This is a genomic window from Sphingobacterium sp. HMA12, from assembly GCF_002933815.1.
GTDB lineage: Bacteria > Bacteroidota > Bacteroidia > Sphingobacteriales > Sphingobacteriaceae > Sphingobacterium.
In genome coordinates this window covers 1052923-1070359 of the sequence record NZ_BEYR01000001.1, presented here as the reverse complement: position 1 = coordinate 1070359, position 17437 = coordinate 1052923, and the positions used below count along the sequence as shown (strand labels likewise).

The window sequence follows — 17437 nt, the reverse complement described above, 5'->3', positions numbered from 1 at the left end:
AAAAAAAAGGTTTTTATTATTTGCGATTTAGGAGACCACAATCAATTGTAACATTAACATTACAACTAATCTCTTCCTTAATTCCTTATAATCTTTGGTTATCTGAAGACTAAACATAGTATTAAAAAAAATTATATCGAAAAGGAACGCCTGTCCACTATGAATGAAAATCAGGACTAATTTTGTCTACATATTTAATTAAACAATATTTTATATATTGTCATAGAGACTATAATTTATATATTGTCATAGAGACTATAATTGATGAAAAGAAAAAACCTTCTCCTGCTACTTGTTATTTATATGGCATTCATCAGCCTGGGTCTTCCAGATTCGCTGTTGGGCTCTGGCTGGCCAGCAATGTATCGCGCGCTTGAAGTGCCTTTACATTATGCCGGTATCCTATCCATGATTGTTGCTGCCGGAACTGTGGTATCGAGCTTATTTAGTGAACGTATCATCAGTCGGTATGGTATTCCCTGGGTCACAACAGTCAGTGTATTGATGACAGCATTGGCTCTGCTGGGTTTTTCAATTTCTCCCCATTTTTCATACCTATGCCTGCTCGCCATACCATTGGGCTTAGGAGCCGGATGTGTGGATGCTGCTCTAAACAATTATGTCGCCCTGCATTATGCCGCTAGGCATATGAATTGGCTCCACTGCTTCTGGGGAGTTGGTGCTTCCATCGGCCCTATTATAATGGCGAATGGTTTAGCTAACGGAAAATCATGGTCTACAGGTTATATGACCGTAGGTATTATACAAATATCACTCGTGCTGTTGCTGATTGTGAGTACCCCTCTTTGGATAAAAGACCAAGATTCCTATTCTTCAAAGGATCAGGAAACAGATAAACAGTCCTACCGGAAGCTTTTCGCCAGTAGCGGACTTAAAGAAGCCCTTATTATATTTTTTTGTTACTGTACCATTGAAGCTACTTTTGGAATCTGGGGGGCGAGTTATCTTGTGAAGGTCAGGGGATTTGCGACGGATCGTGCAGCTTCCATGACCGCTCTATTTTATGCAGGAATAACCATAGGAAGGTTGATTTCAGGTTTTCTAGCAGGATTATTAAATAATAAGCAACTCATTTGGCTGGGCTACGTGCTGATTTTTCTCGGATTGCTAAGTATAAATCTCCCGTTTGATATCACTTTGTTGGTCGGATTTTTGCTGGTCGGGCTAGGCTGTGCTCCAATATTTCCCAGCCTCCTCCATGAGACACCACAAAATTTTGGCGAAAATAATGCACAAGCTATTATGGGAATACAGATGGCCTGTGCTTATATCGGTATTACTTTTATGCCATTACTCTTCGGTACACTATCCAAACACTTGGATTATTCCATATTTCCATGGTTTCTAAGCGGTTTCCTTGCTTTAATGGGCTTTGGCATATTTCGATTGAATAAACTAACAGAAAACCGGCGAATTTTAATGCCTGAAGCTAATATCAAAACTTAAAGATGCTTTTTTATGCAAACCAAAAAGGGCGATCTCATGTATTTATGGTACCTGCAATAGAATTTTTCCAAATTTTGGAAAAGAGCCTAAGAAATTGGATGAATTTTGACATCTAGAATTTCTTGAATGATAAAAATTCATTACTGGTATAAGTGACTTAAAAATTAAAAAATGACTAAAAGAACAATCCTCGTTTCTGGCGCCAGTATCGCTGGCCCTACCCTGGCATTCTGGCTACACCGATTTGGTTTTGACGTGACTATTGTCGAACGTGCAGATGAATTAAGGTTGGGTGGTCAGAATATAGATGTCCGGGAAGCGGCACAGCAGGTCGTTCAGTTGATGGGACTAGAAAATAAGATCCGCCAGGCCAATACCGGAGAGCTGGGTGTTTGTTTTGTTAATAAAGACAATCAAATCATAGGATCTTTTCCGAAAGGAAACTCAGACTTCGGAACAGCTGAACTTGAAATCCTGCGTGGCGATCTGGCAAAAATTGTTTACGACGCAACTAGGGATAACGTGAAGTATATTTTCGGTGATCAAATCACAGCCTTAGCGGATAAAGAAGATAAAGTGACCGTCACATTTAAAAATAGCCCCCAATGTTCCTTTGATCTTGTCATCGCAGCAGACGGTATCCGTTCCACAACCCGTACTTTAATGTTCGGAAATGAACCTGTCTTAAAATATATTGGTGTCTATTGTTGCTATCTAACCATTCCCCGTATTGAATCGGATACAAAATGGGCTTATTGGTACAATGCGCCAGAATCGAGGGTTATTAACCTAAGACCGGACAATGAGGGTACGACCAGAGCTTCTTTTTCCTTTTTAACACCAGATAAAGGATATGAAAAACTCAATTTAGCGGAGCAAAAAGAAATTCTCAAACAAAAGTTTGCAGATGCCGGCTGGCAGGCTCCCCGCATACTTGCAGCATTAGAAGAAAGCAAGGATGTGTATCTGGACGGAATTAGCCAGGTAAAAGCGCCTAGATGGACCAGCGGACGATGCGCTATGGTGGGAGATGCTGCTTATTGCCCTACTCCTATGACCGGAATGGGCACCAGTCTCTCAATAATTGGCGCTTATATTCTAGCAGGAGAACTGTCTAGGCATAACGATCATAAAGAAGCATTCGCTGCTTATGAAAAATTATTGCGTCCCTATGTTGAAGAAATTCAAAACCTTCCTCCGGGTGTGCCTTGGATCGCGCATCCAAAAACTAAATTCGGTATCGGACTACTCAATACTGTTATAAGAATAGCTTCCAGCAAAATAGCTAAAAATGTTTCAAAGCTCTTTACGGTAAAAAAAGAGAAAATAAAAAAAGAAAGGCTTAAACTACCCGTCTATAAGTAACACTTTACAATAAAATAAGATGCATAGGCAAGAGTTAATAAAAAACCTCGCCATCGTGCGCTGCAGCCTTGTACAGTTATCGACTTAGGCCATTTTCAATATTATGTTTACATCGTGCTATTTGTTTTTTCATTGCTTTAAGTTCCCCTATCTTAGTGTCTATCTGTTCCAATTTAAGATTGAGCACTTCCATTTTACTCGCTTTAGTAAGCTCCTTTTGATACCACGCATCAATAACCTGTTTAATCTCTGCTAACGTGAAGCCTACGGCCTTGGCCATTTTTATAAACCTAAGTTTTTCGGTTACCTCATCGTCATAATACACGTAATTATTGGATGTAATACCCGGCTTTGTCATCCCTGAAATAAGGCCGCTCTTTTCATAAAAACGTATTGTTCCAATGGGTATGTTTGCTTCCCGTGCCAGCTGACTAATTAATTTCATTTGATAATCAATTGTTTATAAAAAATAATACAAGTATATAGTATACTTCATACTTGTGGGTTGTAAAAATACAGGTTAAATTTGCCAATAGAAAATCAATCGCAGTCACAAATTATCTTTTCATCATGAAAACAACATATTCAGACAAAGAACTTATTAAACTAATACCCGGCTTCACAAACAATTATACGGTAATAAATGATATATCTCTCCATTATGTTAGCGGAGGTAAAGGAGAACCTTTAATACTCATTCCTGGTTACCCGGAAACATGGTGGGCATATCATCATGTCATGCCGATATTGGCTGAATATTACCAGGTAATTGTTGTGGAAATCCGCGGAATGGGCAGTTCAGATAAACCGGAAAATGGTTACGAAAAAAAGAACATTGCAAAGGATATATATGAACTAATTCGATATTTGGGTTTTGACAAAGTTTCTATCGTCGGTCATGATATCGGTGCACATGTTGCATTTAGTTTTGCCTGTAACTACCCGAAAGCAACCCGCAAATTAATACTGTTGGATACACCACATCCTGACCCAAGCATGTATCAGCTGCCTATGTTACCTATTTTGGGAGCCAGTTACCTGTATCCCTGGTGGCTCTCGTTCAATCAGGTAAAAGAATTGCCCGAAAAGCTGCTCGAGGGGCGCATGTCAATTGTCATTTCTTGGTTATTCGACAACCTTCTGGTCAATAAACATAGTATAAACCAATTTGATAAATCTGTTTATAGTGAAGCTTATGACAATAAAGATGCTATTCGTTGTTCTAATGCGTGGTATCAGGCCTTTCCGCAAGATATCAAAGACTATGAGAGCTATAATAAATTAGAAATGCCAGTCCTAGCAATCGGTGCAAGTGGGTACGACCTGCTTCACCATTCCTTACCAGAGATCACAAGGGATTTAGTGCTAAAAAAGATCGAAAACTGTGGCCATTTTATTCTTGCTGAAAAACCAATTGAAACAGCTGAATTGATCAAAGAGTTCTTAGCGAACTAAAGTGATATCAACTATTGACAAACTTGCTATATCACTATGAACCTCAACAAAGCAGGTTTGTCATAAAATTTGAATTTCTTAACTTTACTAAATGGAAACAAAAATAGTGCGCAGCGTTTCGGAATTCAATAATGAACTGAAATTGCAGGGTTTTAAAGCTTTTCAGATAGAGGCTGACAGTAATTCCACACGCCTATACAGCCGTAAGGATTTCTTTAAAATTTGTCTTACAACTGGAGAAAGCAAAATCCATTATGCGGACAAAAGCTTTGAACAGGAAGGCACAATACTATTCTTTGGAAACCCCCATATTCCCTATTCATGGGAAACGATCTCTACAACTTATGTTGGTTACACATGCTTATTTTCGGAAGATTTTTTAAAACAATCTGAACGGGCAGAAAGCTTGCAGCAGTCTCCTTTTTTTAAAATCGGAGGTACACCTGTTCTGAAAATTTCTGAACACCAACGACTGTTTCTCAACACACTTTTCCAAAAGATGATTGAAGAACAGGAAAGTAATTATACTTTTAAGGATGAGCTGATACGCAATTATATCAATCTCATTATTCATGAAGCGCTTAAGCTTCAACCTTCTGAGGTTTATAGTCCTAGCAAAAACGGGACAGTACGCATCGCCTCGGTATTTATGGAGCTCTTAGAACGACAATTCCCCATAGAAACTCCTGCAGTTCCCTTAAAAATGAAAGCTGCACAGGATTATGCCCAAAACTTGAATATCCATGTAAACTACCTTAACCGTGCCGTAAAGGAAGTTACCGGCAAATCCACAACGACCCTGATCACAGAAAGAATCATCACGGAAGCTAAAGCACTTTTACAACATACAGACTGGAATATTTCAGAGATCGCCAGTGCGCTTGGGTTTGAATACCCCACCTATTTCAATAATTTCTTTAAAAAACTTACAGGAACAAACCCAAAATCTTTCAGAGAACCCGAGGTTTGAAATTCTTAAGTCTTGGTTTGATAATCTTTAACAAATGACCTTCAGCCTGAACTAACTTTGTATCTGTAGTATTAAATATAATAGACATGAAAATAGCAGCAACACTAATGATTTTGTCTTTCCTCTTTTCAGATAAGTCATTCGCGCAAAATGTACAATCAAACCAACATTTAAAGAAAATGAAAACTTCAGCAGATTCGCATACATTTCAATTAAGTGATAAAGTAACCCGTACAAAAGTAAACTTCAAAAATCGTTACGGTATCACGCTTTCAGGTGAACTATATGTACCCAAAAACAGTGTTGACAACCTTCATTCAGCTTTGGCCATCAGTGGCCCTTTTGGTGCAGTCAAAGAACAATCTTCCGGGCTGTATGCTAATCAATTGGCCGAAAGAGGGTTTATTGCCCTGGCATTCGATCCATCCTATACCGGTGAAAGCAGTGGTGAACCCCGTAATGTAGCATCGCCGGACATCAATACAGAAGACTTCAGTGCGGCAGTTGACTTTTTAGGTTTACAGACAAATATCGACAGAAATAAAATCGGGATCATTGGAATCTGTGGATTTGCTGGATTTGCCTTAAACGCCACCGCAATCGATAAGCGTATTAAAGCGGTAGTTACGACCAGCATGTACGATATGACCCGTGTCATGTCAAAAGGTTATAATGATGCTGTAACTCCCGAACAACGAACTCAAGCACTTGAACAATTAAGCCAACAGCGCTGGAAAGATGCTGCAAGCGGAAAATATGCGCCCTCATCAAACAATTTACCAGAAAAATTAGTTGGAAATGAACCACAATTTGTAAAGGAATATTTTGATTATTATAAAACAGCGCGAGGATTTCATTCCCGTTCTATCAATTCTAATTCTTCATGGACTGCAACTTCACCAATATCATTCATGAATATGCCGATCCTTACTTATATCAGAGAAATTGCACCCAGACCAATGCTGATCATTGCAGGAGAAAATGCACATTCAAGATATTTCAGTGAGGATGCCTACAAGGCAGCTGCACAGCCGAAGGAACTAATGATTATCCCAGACGCAGTTCACGTGGATCTATATGATCAATTGGATAAAATTCCTTTTGATAAGTTGACAGCGTTTTTTAAAGCTAATTTAAAATAGAAATACATTTAATCATTCACTAACTATTAAAATTTTCAGCGATAACGTAATGAAGAAATCAGAAAACAATCACCGAGAAGATATTTTTGAACGACTAAAAAAAGAACAGAGCGTTTCTTCCAACGATCCAGAGGCTTATCGTTTACGTGAGGCTTCATTTGCGACCAAAGCACTATTGGTACGTATGAATAACTCTACTGATCCTAAAGAAATTAGGGATTTATTATCTCAGATTACAGCTTCAACCGTAGATGAAAGTACACAGGTATTTACGCCGTTATATATTAATTATGGGAAGAATACATCGATAGGTAAAAATGTTTTCATCAATTTCGATTCTGTCTTTTTGGACTTAGGTGGTATTGTGATCGAAGATCAGGTATTGATAGCTCCCAAAGTAAGTCTATTAACCGAGGGACATCCAATCGAACCACAGAACAGGCAATCCCTTGCCGTAGCTCCTATCCATATTAAAAAGAATGCCTGGATCGGAGCTAATGCGACGATTCTACCAGGGGTTACCATTGGAGAAAATGCCGTGGTCGCAGCAGGCGCTGTAGTGGATAAAGATGTTCCGGACAATACGATTGTGGGCGGTATCCCCGCAAGGATCATTAAAAATATTCAATAGACGATTCAGCTTATATTGGCTAAGTCGCCTAACGGAAGAACAATTTAGTCTGGCCGATAAGTAATTAAAAGCCAGACCATGTTAAATCAACTGTTAAAGGTCTTCTTTTATAGCTGAAAGGGAACTTGTAACTGGCTCCGTACTGCCCAACATGAGTGGTGTGGAACCGATGATCAAATCCCATTTGACCATTTGTTTAAATGTTGGTTTATCCGAGGAAAAGTTACAGTAGTTTATTACTGTTATCGTATCGACAGTGGGCAAAAAGAAGGTTCTATCTAACCATTTACGATTTCTCCACCGTTAGGGTGCAAAACTTGACCACTTATAAAATGTGAATCTTCGCTAGCCAGAAATAAAAAGCTTGGTGCAATTTCATTTGGCATTCCGGCCCTTTTCATTGGAGAATCGCTTCCAAATTCTGAATTCTTTTTGGGGTCAAATGAAGAAGCTATTAATGGAGTCCATACCGGACCCGGGGCAACAGCATTAACCCTAATTCCTTTATCTATAAGATTTGCTGACAAACTTCGTGTGAAAGAAATTATTGCACCTTTCGTAGCAGAATAATCCATCAATTTTGGACTCCCTCGATAAGCCGTCACCGAAGATGTATTAATTATGCTTGCTCCCTTCTTAAGATGGGGCATAGCATACTTTGTGATCCAGAAATAGGAAAAGAAATTATTTTGAAACGTCTTTACTAGCTGTTCAGTCGTAATTTTTTCAATTGATTCTGTCTCCCAGTGAAGCCCCGCATTATTAACAATAATATCAACTTTCTTATGAGTTTTTATCGTAAATTCAATTACTTTTTTACAGTGATTTTCTTTTCCTAAATCACCTTTAATCAGCGTACATTTTCTAGAGAAGGACTCTACCTCTTTTTGAGTTTCTTTTGCGTCTTTTGTTTCGCTGAGATAGGCTATAACTATATCAGCTCCCTCCTTGGCAAATAACAAAGCTACAGCTTTTCCTATACCGCTATCTCCGCCGGTAATTAATGCTACCTTATTTTTTAATTTTCCTTCTTTATCATACTTTAATGGAGAAGTGTCAGGAACTGGTATCATATTTATCTCCAATCCCGGTCGCTTTTGCTTTTGCAAAGGTCGAATCTTTTTACTTGCTACTTTTTCCATGCTGCTTCTTTTAAATGACGATAAACAATGTGCGATTTCCACAATGTATAAGAAACAAATAGCCTTTCTGAAGAACGGCTATTTGTTTTTATGTTGGGTGTAAGTATTAGGAAGGTACCTTTCTTGATTTTTCTCTCTCCCAAACACGATGTCCTTTCATGATCGCTATAAAATCTTCCGTTAGATTATCCTTGCTTTCAAAAATAACACCTTTATCTTTTTTAATAAATGATCTTTCAGCTAGCTCTTCAGCACCTTGTGCAAATGCCAGCGTTTTACAGTGTCGGTAACCTTCATTAATAAATTGGAGGTAATCGGCATTTTGCGCGAGAGTTTTTACCGATTCACCTGCTGGTGTAAAGAACGCATCGTAACAAACTGATGCCTCAGTAAGATATGAATGCTGAATATCTTCTTCTGTTCCTTCCTTGAACCGGATCTTTCCTACATGAGATGAGATCAAAACCGCTTGTGCACCTTCCCGCTCAAGTGCTGTTTTCATTTTATCTATGGAAGATTTGCTAGCTCCATTATCAACAAGGAAAGCAACCTTTCTGGTCTTGATCGTTCCCTCGCCATCTTTCACTTTCATGCTCAAAGCTGCAGACTTTTCAACTTCTGGTTTCACCGGTTTAAAAGGATATTCGGGGTGGTTCTGCCGTGCAAACTTGAGAGTTAAAGGATCAAGTTCTTTTGGCGGGACAAGTCCGAGGTTCGTACTGACATTTTTTGCTAGTTCCTGATCTATCTGATTCAAAATAGCCAGTTCTCGCATTCGAATATGGACATCATTCACTTTGGAAAGCTCAAAGCTCAGCGCATTAACCATGTGGTCCTGTTCTTCTGGACTCTGTGAATTAAAAAACAGTCTGGCTTGGGTAAAGTGGTCTGCGAAGGAATCTGAGCGAGCTCTAACTTTTGAACCATCGATAGGCTGCTTGTGGGATTCAAATCCTACACCGTCGTTAAGCATTGCATGATACGGACATCCTACAGCCTTGCTATTAGGAAAATAACTCACGGCACCTTTAGGAATCTCAGTCCGCGCAAAACCATCTTTTTGGTTATTATGTTTGCCGGTCAGCGGACGATTGATAGGAAGCTCATGGAAATTGGGGCCACCTAATCGATAATTTTGGGTATCCATATATGAAAATATCCGTCCTTGCAATAGCGGATCATCCGAAACATCTATACCCGGCACCAGCCTTCCGGGGTCGAAAGCCGCTTGTTCAGTCTCTGCAAAAAAATTCTCCGGATTGCGATTCAGTGTCATTGTTCCGATAATCTGAACTGGCACCAGTTCCTCGGGAATAATCTTGGTCGCATCCAGAATATCAAACGAATATTTCAGCTCATCTGCTTCTGGAATCAATTGAACACCGAGATCCCATTGGGGAAAATTTCCGCTGTCAATAGCTTCATAGAGATCCCGTCGATGAAAATCAGCATCAAATCCGGAAATCTTTTGGGCTTCATTCCATGCGACCGAATGTACACCTAATCTCGGTTTCCAATGAAATTTAACGAATGTACCTTTTCCTTCGGCATTCACAAATTTAAACGTATGCACGCCGAAACCTTCCATCATCCTTAAACTTCGGGGTATCGCACGATCTGACATAGTCCACATGATCATGTGTGCTGATTCGGGCATCAGCGATATAAAATCCCAGAAGGTGTCATGTGCAGATGCCGCCTGCGGCATTTCGTTGTTCGGTTCTGGTTTTACAGCATGGACAAGATCTGGAAAGTTCATCGCATCCTGAATAAAAAAAACTGGAATATTATTTCCCACGAGATCATAATTACCTTCTTCGGTATAGAATTTAACGGAGAACCCTCTTACATCTCTGGCAAGATCGGTAGAGCCTTTGAAACCCGCTACAGTGGAAAATCTTGCAAAAAGAGGTGTTACTGTTCCTTTTTTTAAAAATGCTGCAGTTGTATATTGGGATAGGTCAGCAGTAGCTTCGAAAATACCATGGGCTCCAGATCCACGCGCATGAACGACACGTTCCGGTATACGTTCTCGGTCGAAATGCATCAGCTTATCAAAATAAATATGATCCTGCTGTAATGATGGGCCCCTCTCACCTGCCTTTAATGTATTGTTGTTGTCAGAAATAGGCACCCCATCATTCGTGGTCATAACCTGTTCGGAATTGTCCACTAAATGCTGATCAATCTCAGCAGTTTTTAAATTCTTTTCTTTTTTCATATCCAATTATTCTCTGGTTTATACTATAAGGCGGAAATAAATTATCAATTCGTACAAAAATTACATGTGAAATAATACTTCTATATGAGTGTAAGAATGAAATTATAACACTATAATTGGCAGCAAACCACATTGTGGTAAATCAAGTTTTTGATTAATTTCGCGCAGTAAAAAAATAGTGGTTCATTAATTCCATCTTTAAAACAAATGGTATCTCAAAAACGTTTTAATTTTGCTAAAAAAGATAAATAAGAACATAATTTGTTATTAGATAACAACATGATAGAAAATATTGGATTAACAAAAGATTCAGGCTGGCAGTTCGGAGTCAGAAAAACATTCCCAACAAATTTAGAAAGTATATGGAAACTCTTCTTTTCAGAAGACGGATTAAAATATTGGTCCGAAGGAGTTGAACAGGATTTTTCAACTTTTAAAGAACACTCTCATATACGTACAAAGTGGAAACAGGTGGGGTCCAAGGAAAGTGCAAGTTTGCAAATCAGGTTTATTCCTTCCCAAAAGTGTGATAGAACGACAATTTCAATTCATGTTGATCAATTAAAAACTGAAAATCAACGTGAAGAGGCTAAGAAATATTGGACAAAAATAATTAGAAATATTCCGGTATTGCTAACGCCAAAAGTCGCAGAAGATTAAAGTCTGTCGGGTAAACAATAAGCTGACCAATAAGGTGACTGTAGATATAATCATGGGGAGTTACTGATAGCTCTAATAATTGTTTTCATGTGTTTATATTATGATGTATTTAACAAGGAAACCACCAATGCATAAAAGATACTTTTCCATTCTTAAAAAATACTTTGATATGCCCATCAGAAATATCTTCATAGTCCTCTCTTAATTTGATTACCCAAATTTTGCCTTCTTTGTCCATACCCAGTCTTTCACTTACCGCGATAGGAAACAGTTGTTCCATGTCCCTCATTGTGGTGTAAGCATCAATCCGGACTCCTTTATAGGTAATAAAATTTCCGTCCAAAAACCAGAACTCATCCACAGCTATACTATCCCTGCTGGTTTCAAAGCGAGAGCCGCTTTTGTAAAGATATTTATCATCGGGGGCTTCTGTGTCAAAGATGGTAATACAAGGCGCTTGATCGTTTAGTAGCTGTGTACTGTCGGGCTTACCAAAAACTTTTCCAAACTCACCGATTGTAAAATATCTTTTCAGCTTGCCATTAAATCTTATATCATCTTCCAACATCACATCTCTTTTTACATACGCGGAGCCGGGCTTAGCGACAGGCACGGCTGCATTGCACAGCTCAAAAAGATTATGTTTCTTTAAAAGGCTTTTATCATATTGTATCACCACAGGATTGTCAGGATCATTGCTGATGTCCAAAAGATGACTCGTATGCCGATGTAACTCCAACCAACCCACAGCTCGTTCAATCATTCTCTTTTCAGATGGTGTTTCCGAAATGTCATTAATAACATACATTTTGATCGTAGCTTTTGAATCGGTCAGTTCAACAAGTCGACTTTGTACACGTGTATTGCCAAATGTTTTGATGGCCATCGCATTGCTCGATCTGACGAGGTCGACTATGAGTTGGTCGCAGGAAATATTGTTATCTCTCAGTTTATTACGCTCAGTACAGGTCGGGGTATCGGGAGCCTGCCGCGCACTGCTCTTGGAATTCCCACGACAGGAGATCATCACAATGGCAGTAAATGCTGCTAATATCGGTATACTCCCTCTCATAATAATTTTAAATTGATTAACATTTTACATTTGGCTCTCCATTTTGACGATTTAAAGTTGTTCTAAAAACAATCATACAAAGTAGCGATCCCACAAGCAAACCAGCCAAGAGATAGGACTCTAGATGCATATCCTGAAAGCCAATACCTGGTATATCTCCATCCACAGTTAACTCGGCTCTTCTTAACAGGTCTCTTATTTGGGCAATTTCATATTTTAGATAAATCACTCTCATACCACAGCCTATCATTCCGGAAGCGATGATAATTAGTAATGAAAGCAGTTGCTTTTTTGTCGAAGAGATTTTACAATAATTTTTGACAAACAGGTAAAGAAAAGGAATTACCCCAAACGAGAAAACAAAAATTATCGTCGGAAAAATCTGGTTAGGAAGACGCCAGCTACCATTAAATAAGAGGCTGACACCGACAATTTCAGCTGTAAAAAACGTTAAAAACCAATCTCTAAGTAAAAACGCAAAGACAGCTAATAATAGTGACAAACCAATAAAAGTTCCTTTCCTTTTCATCGCTTTTTTTTGAATCGTAAGTTATTCCTTTTGTATATTAAAAACGTTTTCGCGGTTTTATTTCCCGTAATATGCGCTAGCGTCGGATACTCATTTGTAGTATTCAATTTTGGTCAATTCCGTATTCAGAAGTTTACCATTTTTAAACTCTTTCTTTTCGATCTTGTTATCAAATTCATCATACACATACTCATTGGAATACGTATTCTTATCTTCAAATAAGATAAATTCCGACAGCTGGCCTTTAACAGTATATTTTCGGGTTTTTATGTATTGGGGCTTCCTCTGATCAGGTAAGAATTGTTTTTCCTCGAGTCTTTTTCCGTCGACATATGTGTATTCCTCCCTGTATTCCAGCTGTCCATTTTTGTAAAACCGCTGTTCTTTCAATTCCTTTTTATCGTCATAGACAACCTCAATCTTTAAAAGTTCATGGTTATTGCAGTCAAGATGGGTTTCAGCGATCAGTTTGTCTTCATTGTTAAACTGATATTTTTTTACCAAATGTATTTGATCAGGCTCACTTTTATTTCCTTTACTAAACGTTATGCTGCCACCCGCAGTTGGCATATTGAAAAATGTTTTCTGGATGATTTTGTTTGTACCAGAGAACTGAGTTATCGTTTTTTCTCTGTAAACATTATATCTCGGACTGTATTCCAGATAAATTAACGTATTTTTTTCATCATCGTATTTGTAAGTTTCAACTTTGTCAGGTTTTTCTCCCTCATAAGTGAAACTCCGTTCAACAACTCTTCCTATTGAATCGTAGATCACATTGGTGATGTTTGTTGTCCCCCTACCAGTTTCAGTTTCAGCTATAATTCTGCATTTGTCATCAAATAGATAACTGATCTGATAATTTCCATTAGGCGACTTAATGCTTATAGCTTCGCGACATCTGTCGTTATACTCATAGTATGTAGTATCATTATTTTTTTCAACCTGGTCCGAACTTAAAGAAGGAATTCTTTGGTATTTTATTTTGGATATAATTTGATTTTTCGTGTTGTACGTATTAATAACACTGTCAATTCTCGAATATTCCGAAAGATCGATAAATTTCAAATTCATCCCATTTTCATCGTAATAATCTTCACAAAAAAAAATCGTGTCAGTATTAGCACCATAACTCACTCTATATGAATGCATACTCTTTACTTTTCCAGACAATTTACTTTTTTCAAGATCAGTTTTGTTCTGTCCGAATACAGGAAAACTAAATAACACCAACATGTAACATAAAGCTGTATATCTTTTCATCGTATAAATATACTACCGCTTTTTTTGATATGTAATGAAGATTTATAATTCGTTGAGCCGCATTTATTATCCGTCATGACTTTACCATTATCCGTGAATAAACCCAGTCAACAAAAGATCGAACAGCTAAATCTATAAGATCTTATAAGCACCCCCGTGGCCATATTGACGAATTCCATCATTCATTTAATCTCTATGGAGCCGACCTAGAAATTGACGTCCTTTCCAAAACATTTTGACTATGGAGATGTTACTCCAAGAAATACCAAGAATAATCTGGTAAAAAGGCAAATTGTCTTAGATTGTAACTAATTAAAAAACTCAAGAGATGGCTTATAATAATGAACTTGTCAACCGTGTCCGTGAAAGACTTTCGATGGAAGACCATATGGAAGTTGAGGAGAAGAGAATGTTCAGTGGATTATCTTTTCTTGTAAACGGGAAAATGTGTGTCAATATTAGTCAGGATAATTTGATGTGCCGCTATAACCCCGAACTCGAAGATGAGGTTTCGGAAAAAAAAGGCTTCTTGCCGATGATTATGAAGGGAAAGCAGCTCAAAGGGTATTGTTATGTAGAATCCAGCGGTTATCAAAAATCTGATGATTTTGAATACTGGATCAAAATATGTCTTGATTATAATCCAGCAGCAAAAGCGTCGAAGAAGAAGATTGCAAAATCTCGTTTTAAAGAAACAAAAAATTGATCGTAATGTAAGGTTTTTTATTCATTGTACTCCCGTTTTATCTTAGTGAGCAGCGGCTTGAGGAGAATGCAAACCCGGAGAAGTACTGTAAGTCATGATTTCCGTACCGTTGGATTTCTTTACAATTTCTTTTGTATTCCTAAGTATTAAAGTATGATTTCCGAGTTTGCTATAGGATACAAATTCTCCATCTGGAGTCTGTTTGCAGATGATAAACATATGCCAGCCCGCGTCTGCCGGAAGTGAGATAATCACTTTTCTCCCCGACTTCAATTCATTTTCAACCGTTTGAAAAAGGCTGTCTATCGGAAAGTTTGTATCCCGAGGTAAAACAAATTTTTGGGAGAAAGTAATGCCGTATAATTTTTTATTGTCAAAGTCGCGGAAAGAACCATCAGCTTTGTTCTGCCATTCATTTTGTAAGCCGTAAAAATCAAAATCTACCAGGTTATAATACTTTAGTACCATTTCGATAGCTGATGGAATGCAGGACATTTGAAAAATTTGATTGTGGTTATTTACAACAGTGTCAAAAAAATCGCCCTTATCATTTTCCTTTATTTGACCCTTTGCATGAAAAATAACCGATGTGAATAGGAACATGGTTAGGCTGAAGAGAATCTTTTTCATAATTTAATTAGTTGTTTTTTACAAAAGTCAACAATACAGAGTTAGACGGTCAGCACCTTGGACCAGAAATATCGTGACTTTATTGCTTTTACGAACACTAAACAAACAACTCGTCGCCATAGCTTAAAGATGTGTGCATCCCGCTACAAACGAGTCGGACTGCTGTACGTCATGATTTCTGTACCATTGGACTTCCTTACAATTTCTTTTGTATTTCTAAGTATCGTTGTATGGCTGCCTAGTTTGCTATAAGAAACAAATTCTCCATCCGAGGTTTGTTTATAGACGATAAAAATGGACCAGCCCATTTCCGCCTGAAGTGCGATAATTACCTTTTTACCAGATTTTAATTCATTTTCTATCGTTTGAAAAAGACTATCTATCGGAAAACCTTCATCCCGGGGCAAATTAAATTTCTGGGAAAAAGTAATTCCGTATAATTCCTTTTTGTCAAAGTCACGGAAAGAACCATCCGTTTTGTTTTGCCATTTAATTTGTAAGTCGTAAAAATTAAAATCCACTGCTTTGCAATACTTCAGTAGCATTTCGATAGCAGAAGGAATACCTGATGGCGGAAAGATCTGATCATGGTTATTAACGACAGTATCAAAAAAATCATAATTATTGTTTTTTTGTGTTTGAGCCTGCGCTTGAAAAATAACCAAGGTGGATATGAACATAACCAAATTAAAAAGAACCTTTTTCATCATTTATTATATTTTCTTTAAAAGAGGCATTCCAAACCCCGCTGTGGAAGGCGGAATCAGTTTGCCGTCCTGGATCTTATAACCTGAAAGATCAACTTCTTCCGACGTGCTCGTTACGCCCTCTATCGTAACTGTATTGCCCAGCCCCCCTGCCAGATGTGCCGTATAGTACGACTTAAGCAGTGAGCCCCAGGCATGAGGGGAAGCCTGTGCACCTATTTTTTTTAATTCCGGCATCAATTTTCTCCAGTTCGTGAACCCCAGTCCCTCGATGTCTGTAAGGTGCACGTCCAGTAGTTTTTTTTCAAAAAGTTCCTTAAGCAACACTGGATTTGGATCTGCTTCACCATCTGCCAACAAAGTGCTTATGCCTGCTTCTTTTATGTAATTTCTCAATTTTTCATAGTCGGAAACGGTTTCATGAAAGGGCTCTTCTATCCAGAATAAGTTGACCGATGGAATACCTTTTAAATATTGAATGAATTGATCAACTGTAAAGCCATTGTTTCCATCGACTAAAATACCACATTCAGGGAAGGCTCTGGCTACAGCATTTGTTATGTCAATATCACGCTGTAACCCTTCCTTAACTGGCATCCATTTATGTCCCCTACCGATCTTTAGCTTAAATTGTCTATAGCCCACCTCATAATCATAGCGGCATTCTTCCAGAATCCGGGCTATACCTGCGGGCCTTTCTGATGGCTCCAAATCATCAAAATAGATCATCCCGCTATAATAGTCGGTTGTATACGGCTTCTTACGGCCAAGTAATTCATAAACTGGTTTCTGCAAGATTACTCCTGCAAGGTCATGAAGGGCAATATCAAAAGCGATGTGCCTGTCATTCAAAATCCCAGCATTGGAAGCAAAAAGTTCAGATACTTTTTTACCGATGAGCTCCATTTCAATCTGCTTGGCATCTTTTATGGCTCCTCGCAACGAAGCCCAGCCCATGGCACCTTTGTCGGTTTTGATCGCACAGATCTCCACATTGGGGCCATAGCCGTGCAGGTTCAACCGAGCATTTTTCCCCACAAGGCGGGGATATTTCATCTGAACGGTCGAATATTTTATTTCCTGTATCCGGTGATACGAGAGTTCCTTTTCCTGATGGCTAACGTCTAAGATAGCTGCTAAGGACATGGCATTTCCTGAACCAGGATATAATGTCGCTGCTGCAATACTCAAATTTAAGGTCTGTAAGAATGTTCTTCTTTTCATTTTTGGTTTATGTTGATCTTAATTGATTATTAATAATTTTTTATCGCCTTGAGTAGTTCCCTCTGACTCATTAGTCTTTCGCAAAATGATCTGGACGAGCGATAAAAAAATGAATTGCCTACCTTTAAATATTTCATTGATTATTTGATATGCTCAAACAATATGAGGTATAATTTAAAGGTTTGCACTAGTACTTGAAAAGTACATAAAAAAACAGAAAAAATAATAGTCTTTCTGTTTCAATTTACTATCG

General features: G+C 38.3%; 17 protein-coding genes. 8 read left to right on the top strand and 9 right to left on the bottom strand.

The window, feature by feature from the left end; genetic code table 11:
* Nucleotides 1-264: 264 nt before the first annotated feature.
* Together HMAT_RS04455 and HMAT_RS04450 are read left to right on the top strand one after the other, a co-directional pair.
* Nucleotides 265-1467, top strand: coding sequence for a sugar MFS transporter (locus HMAT_RS04455; RefSeq protein ID WP_104381589.1), 1203 nt, complete (start codon nt 265-267; stop codon nt 1465-1467).
* A 171-nt stretch (nt 1468-1638) separates the two neighbouring features.
* A complete protein-coding gene (locus HMAT_RS04450) occupies nt 1639-2832 on the top strand; it encodes an FAD-dependent monooxygenase (RefSeq protein WP_104381588.1) in 1194 nt (397 codons plus the stop codon).
* Nucleotides 2833-2908: 76 nt separating this feature from the next.
* Here HMAT_RS04450 and HMAT_RS04445 read toward each other — a convergent pair whose 3' ends face one another.
* Nucleotides 2909-3277 carry a MerR family DNA-binding protein gene (locus tag HMAT_RS04445; protein ID WP_104381587.1) on the bottom strand — a complete coding sequence of 123 codons (369 nt, stop codon included), beginning with the start codon at nt 3275-3277 and terminating at the stop codon, nt 2909-2911.
* Between the two features lie 125 nt (nt 3278-3402).
* On the opposite strand from HMAT_RS04445, the gene HMAT_RS04440 reads away from it, so the two are divergent.
* The 4 genes from HMAT_RS04440 (at nt 3403) to HMAT_RS04425 (ending at nt 7030) form a co-directional block, all read left to right on the top strand.
* Nucleotides 3403-4287, top strand: a complete 885-nt coding sequence (locus HMAT_RS04440) for an alpha/beta fold hydrolase (protein ID WP_104383293.1) — start codon at nt 3403-3405, stop codon at nt 4285-4287.
* Nucleotides 4288-4378: 91 nt separating this feature from the next.
* Complete coding sequence (locus HMAT_RS04435; protein WP_104381586.1) at nt 4379-5257, top strand: helix-turn-helix domain-containing protein; 879 nt, start codon at nt 4379-4381, stop codon at nt 5255-5257.
* Between the two features lie 86 nt (nt 5258-5343).
* Complete coding sequence (locus HMAT_RS04430) at nt 5344-6399, top strand: alpha/beta hydrolase (protein ID WP_104381585.1); 1056 nt, start codon at nt 5344-5346, stop codon at nt 6397-6399.
* A 49-nt stretch (nt 6400-6448) separates the two neighbouring features.
* Complete coding sequence (locus HMAT_RS04425) at nt 6449-7030, top strand: DapH/DapD/GlmU-related protein (RefSeq protein ID WP_104381584.1); 582 nt, start codon at nt 6449-6451, stop codon at nt 7028-7030.
* A 278-nt stretch (nt 7031-7308) separates the two neighbouring features.
* Here the strand turns inward: HMAT_RS04425 and HMAT_RS04420 are convergent, their stop codons facing one another.
* Nucleotides 7309-8172 carry an SDR family oxidoreductase gene (locus HMAT_RS04420; RefSeq protein ID WP_104381583.1) on the bottom strand — a complete coding sequence of 288 codons (864 nt, stop codon included), beginning with the start codon at nt 8170-8172 and terminating at the stop codon, nt 7309-7311.
* Nucleotides 8173-8278: 106 nt separating this feature from the next.
* On the bottom strand, nt 8279-10393 hold the full coding sequence (locus HMAT_RS04415) for a catalase (RefSeq protein WP_104381582.1): 2115 nt from the start codon (nt 10391-10393) through the stop codon (nt 8279-8281).
* A 279-nt stretch (nt 10394-10672) separates the two neighbouring features.
* Here HMAT_RS04415 and HMAT_RS04410 point away from each other — a divergent pair, with 279 nt between their 5' ends.
* A complete protein-coding gene (locus tag HMAT_RS04410; protein ID WP_104381581.1) occupies nt 10673-11053 on the top strand; it encodes a hypothetical protein in 381 nt (126 codons plus the stop codon).
* 109 nt (nt 11054-11162) lie between these two features.
* Here the strand turns inward: HMAT_RS04410 and HMAT_RS04405 are convergent, their stop codons facing one another.
* The 3 genes from HMAT_RS04405 to HMAT_RS04395 all read right to left on the bottom strand — a co-directional run bounded on the left by HMAT_RS04405 (nt 11163) and on the right by HMAT_RS04395 (nt 13917).
* Nucleotides 11163-12125, bottom strand: a complete 963-nt coding sequence (locus HMAT_RS04405; protein WP_104381580.1) for a hypothetical protein — start codon at nt 12123-12125, stop codon at nt 11163-11165.
* A gap of 16 nt (nt 12126-12141) precedes the next feature.
* Nucleotides 12142-12654 carry a hypothetical protein gene (locus tag HMAT_RS04400; protein WP_104381579.1) on the bottom strand — a complete coding sequence of 171 codons (513 nt, stop codon included), beginning with the start codon at nt 12652-12654 and terminating at the stop codon, nt 12142-12144.
* Between the two features lie 90 nt (nt 12655-12744).
* Nucleotides 12745-13917, bottom strand: a complete 1173-nt coding sequence (locus HMAT_RS04395) for a hypothetical protein (RefSeq protein WP_158655614.1) — start codon at nt 13915-13917, stop codon at nt 12745-12747.
* A gap of 328 nt (nt 13918-14245) precedes the next feature.
* Here HMAT_RS04395 and HMAT_RS04390 point away from each other — a divergent pair, with 328 nt between their 5' ends.
* Nucleotides 14246-14623 carry a TfoX/Sxy family protein gene (locus HMAT_RS04390; protein WP_104381577.1) on the top strand — a complete coding sequence of 126 codons (378 nt, stop codon included), beginning with the start codon at nt 14246-14248 and terminating at the stop codon, nt 14621-14623.
* A gap of 42 nt (nt 14624-14665) precedes the next feature.
* On the opposite strand, the gene HMAT_RS04385 is transcribed toward HMAT_RS04390, so the two are convergent.
* From HMAT_RS04385 to HMAT_RS04375, 3 genes are all read right to left on the bottom strand, one after another.
* A complete protein-coding gene (locus HMAT_RS04385; RefSeq protein ID WP_104381576.1) occupies nt 14666-15253 on the bottom strand; it encodes a hypothetical protein in 588 nt (195 codons plus the stop codon).
* A 143-nt stretch (nt 15254-15396) separates the two neighbouring features.
* Nucleotides 15397-15963 (bottom strand): hypothetical protein, encoded by a 567-nt coding sequence (locus tag HMAT_RS04380; protein WP_158655613.1) that lies wholly within the window; start codon nt 15961-15963, stop codon nt 15397-15399.
* 3 nt (nt 15964-15966) lie between these two features.
* Nucleotides 15967-17184 carry an enolase C-terminal domain-like protein gene (locus HMAT_RS04375; RefSeq protein ID WP_104381574.1) on the bottom strand — a complete coding sequence of 406 codons (1218 nt, stop codon included), beginning with the start codon at nt 17182-17184 and terminating at the stop codon, nt 15967-15969.
* Between the last annotated feature and the right edge of the window lie 253 nt (nt 17185-17437).

Coding starts and splice junctions, on each gene's coding strand:
- HMAT_RS04425 (WP_104381584.1), top strand. CDS start 6,449: ATGAAGAAATCAGAAAACAATCACCGAGAAGATATTTTTGAACGACTA.
- HMAT_RS04415 (WP_104381582.1), bottom strand. CDS start 10,393: ATGAAAAAAGAAAAGAATTTAAAAACTGCTGAGATTGATCAGCATTTA.
- HMAT_RS04430 (WP_104381585.1), top strand. CDS start 5,344: ATGAAAATAGCAGCAACACTAATGATTTTGTCTTTCCTCTTTTCAGAT.
- HMAT_RS04450 (WP_104381588.1), top strand. CDS start 1,639: ATGACTAAAAGAACAATCCTCGTTTCTGGCGCCAGTATCGCTGGCCCT.
- HMAT_RS04400 (WP_104381579.1), bottom strand. CDS start 12,654: ATGAAAAGGAAAGGAACTTTTATTGGTTTGTCACTATTATTAGCTGTC.
- HMAT_RS04455 (WP_104381589.1), top strand. CDS start 265: ATGAAAAGAAAAAACCTTCTCCTGCTACTTGTTATTTATATGGCATTC.
- HMAT_RS04395 (WP_158655614.1), bottom strand. CDS start 13,917: ATGAAAAGATATACAGCTTTATGTTACATGTTGGTGTTATTTAGTTTT.
- HMAT_RS04435 (WP_104381586.1), top strand. CDS start 4,379: ATGGAAACAAAAATAGTGCGCAGCGTTTCGGAATTCAATAATGAACTG.
- HMAT_RS04375 (WP_104381574.1), bottom strand. CDS start 17,184: ATGAAAAGAAGAACATTCTTACAGACCTTAAATTTGAGTATTGCAGCA.
- HMAT_RS04380 (WP_158655613.1), bottom strand. CDS start 15,963: ATGATGAAAAAGGTTCTTTTTAATTTGGTTATGTTCATATCCACCTTG.
- HMAT_RS04445 (WP_104381587.1), bottom strand. CDS start 3,277: ATGAAATTAATTAGTCAGCTGGCACGGGAAGCAAACATACCCATTGGA.
- HMAT_RS04405 (WP_104381580.1), bottom strand. CDS start 12,125: ATGAGAGGGAGTATACCGATATTAGCAGCATTTACTGCCATTGTGATG.
- HMAT_RS04420 (WP_104381583.1), bottom strand. CDS start 8,172: ATGGAAAAAGTAGCAAGTAAAAAGATTCGACCTTTGCAAAAGCAAAAG.
- HMAT_RS04385 (WP_104381576.1), bottom strand. CDS start 15,253: ATGAAAAAGATTCTCTTCAGCCTAACCATGTTCCTATTCACATCGGTT.
- HMAT_RS04410 (WP_104381581.1), top strand. CDS start 10,673: ATGATAGAAAATATTGGATTAACAAAAGATTCAGGCTGGCAGTTCGGA.
- HMAT_RS04440 (WP_104383293.1), top strand. CDS start 3,403: ATGAAAACAACATATTCAGACAAAGAACTTATTAAACTAATACCCGGC.
- HMAT_RS04390 (WP_104381577.1), top strand. CDS start 14,246: ATGGCTTATAATAATGAACTTGTCAACCGTGTCCGTGAAAGACTTTCG.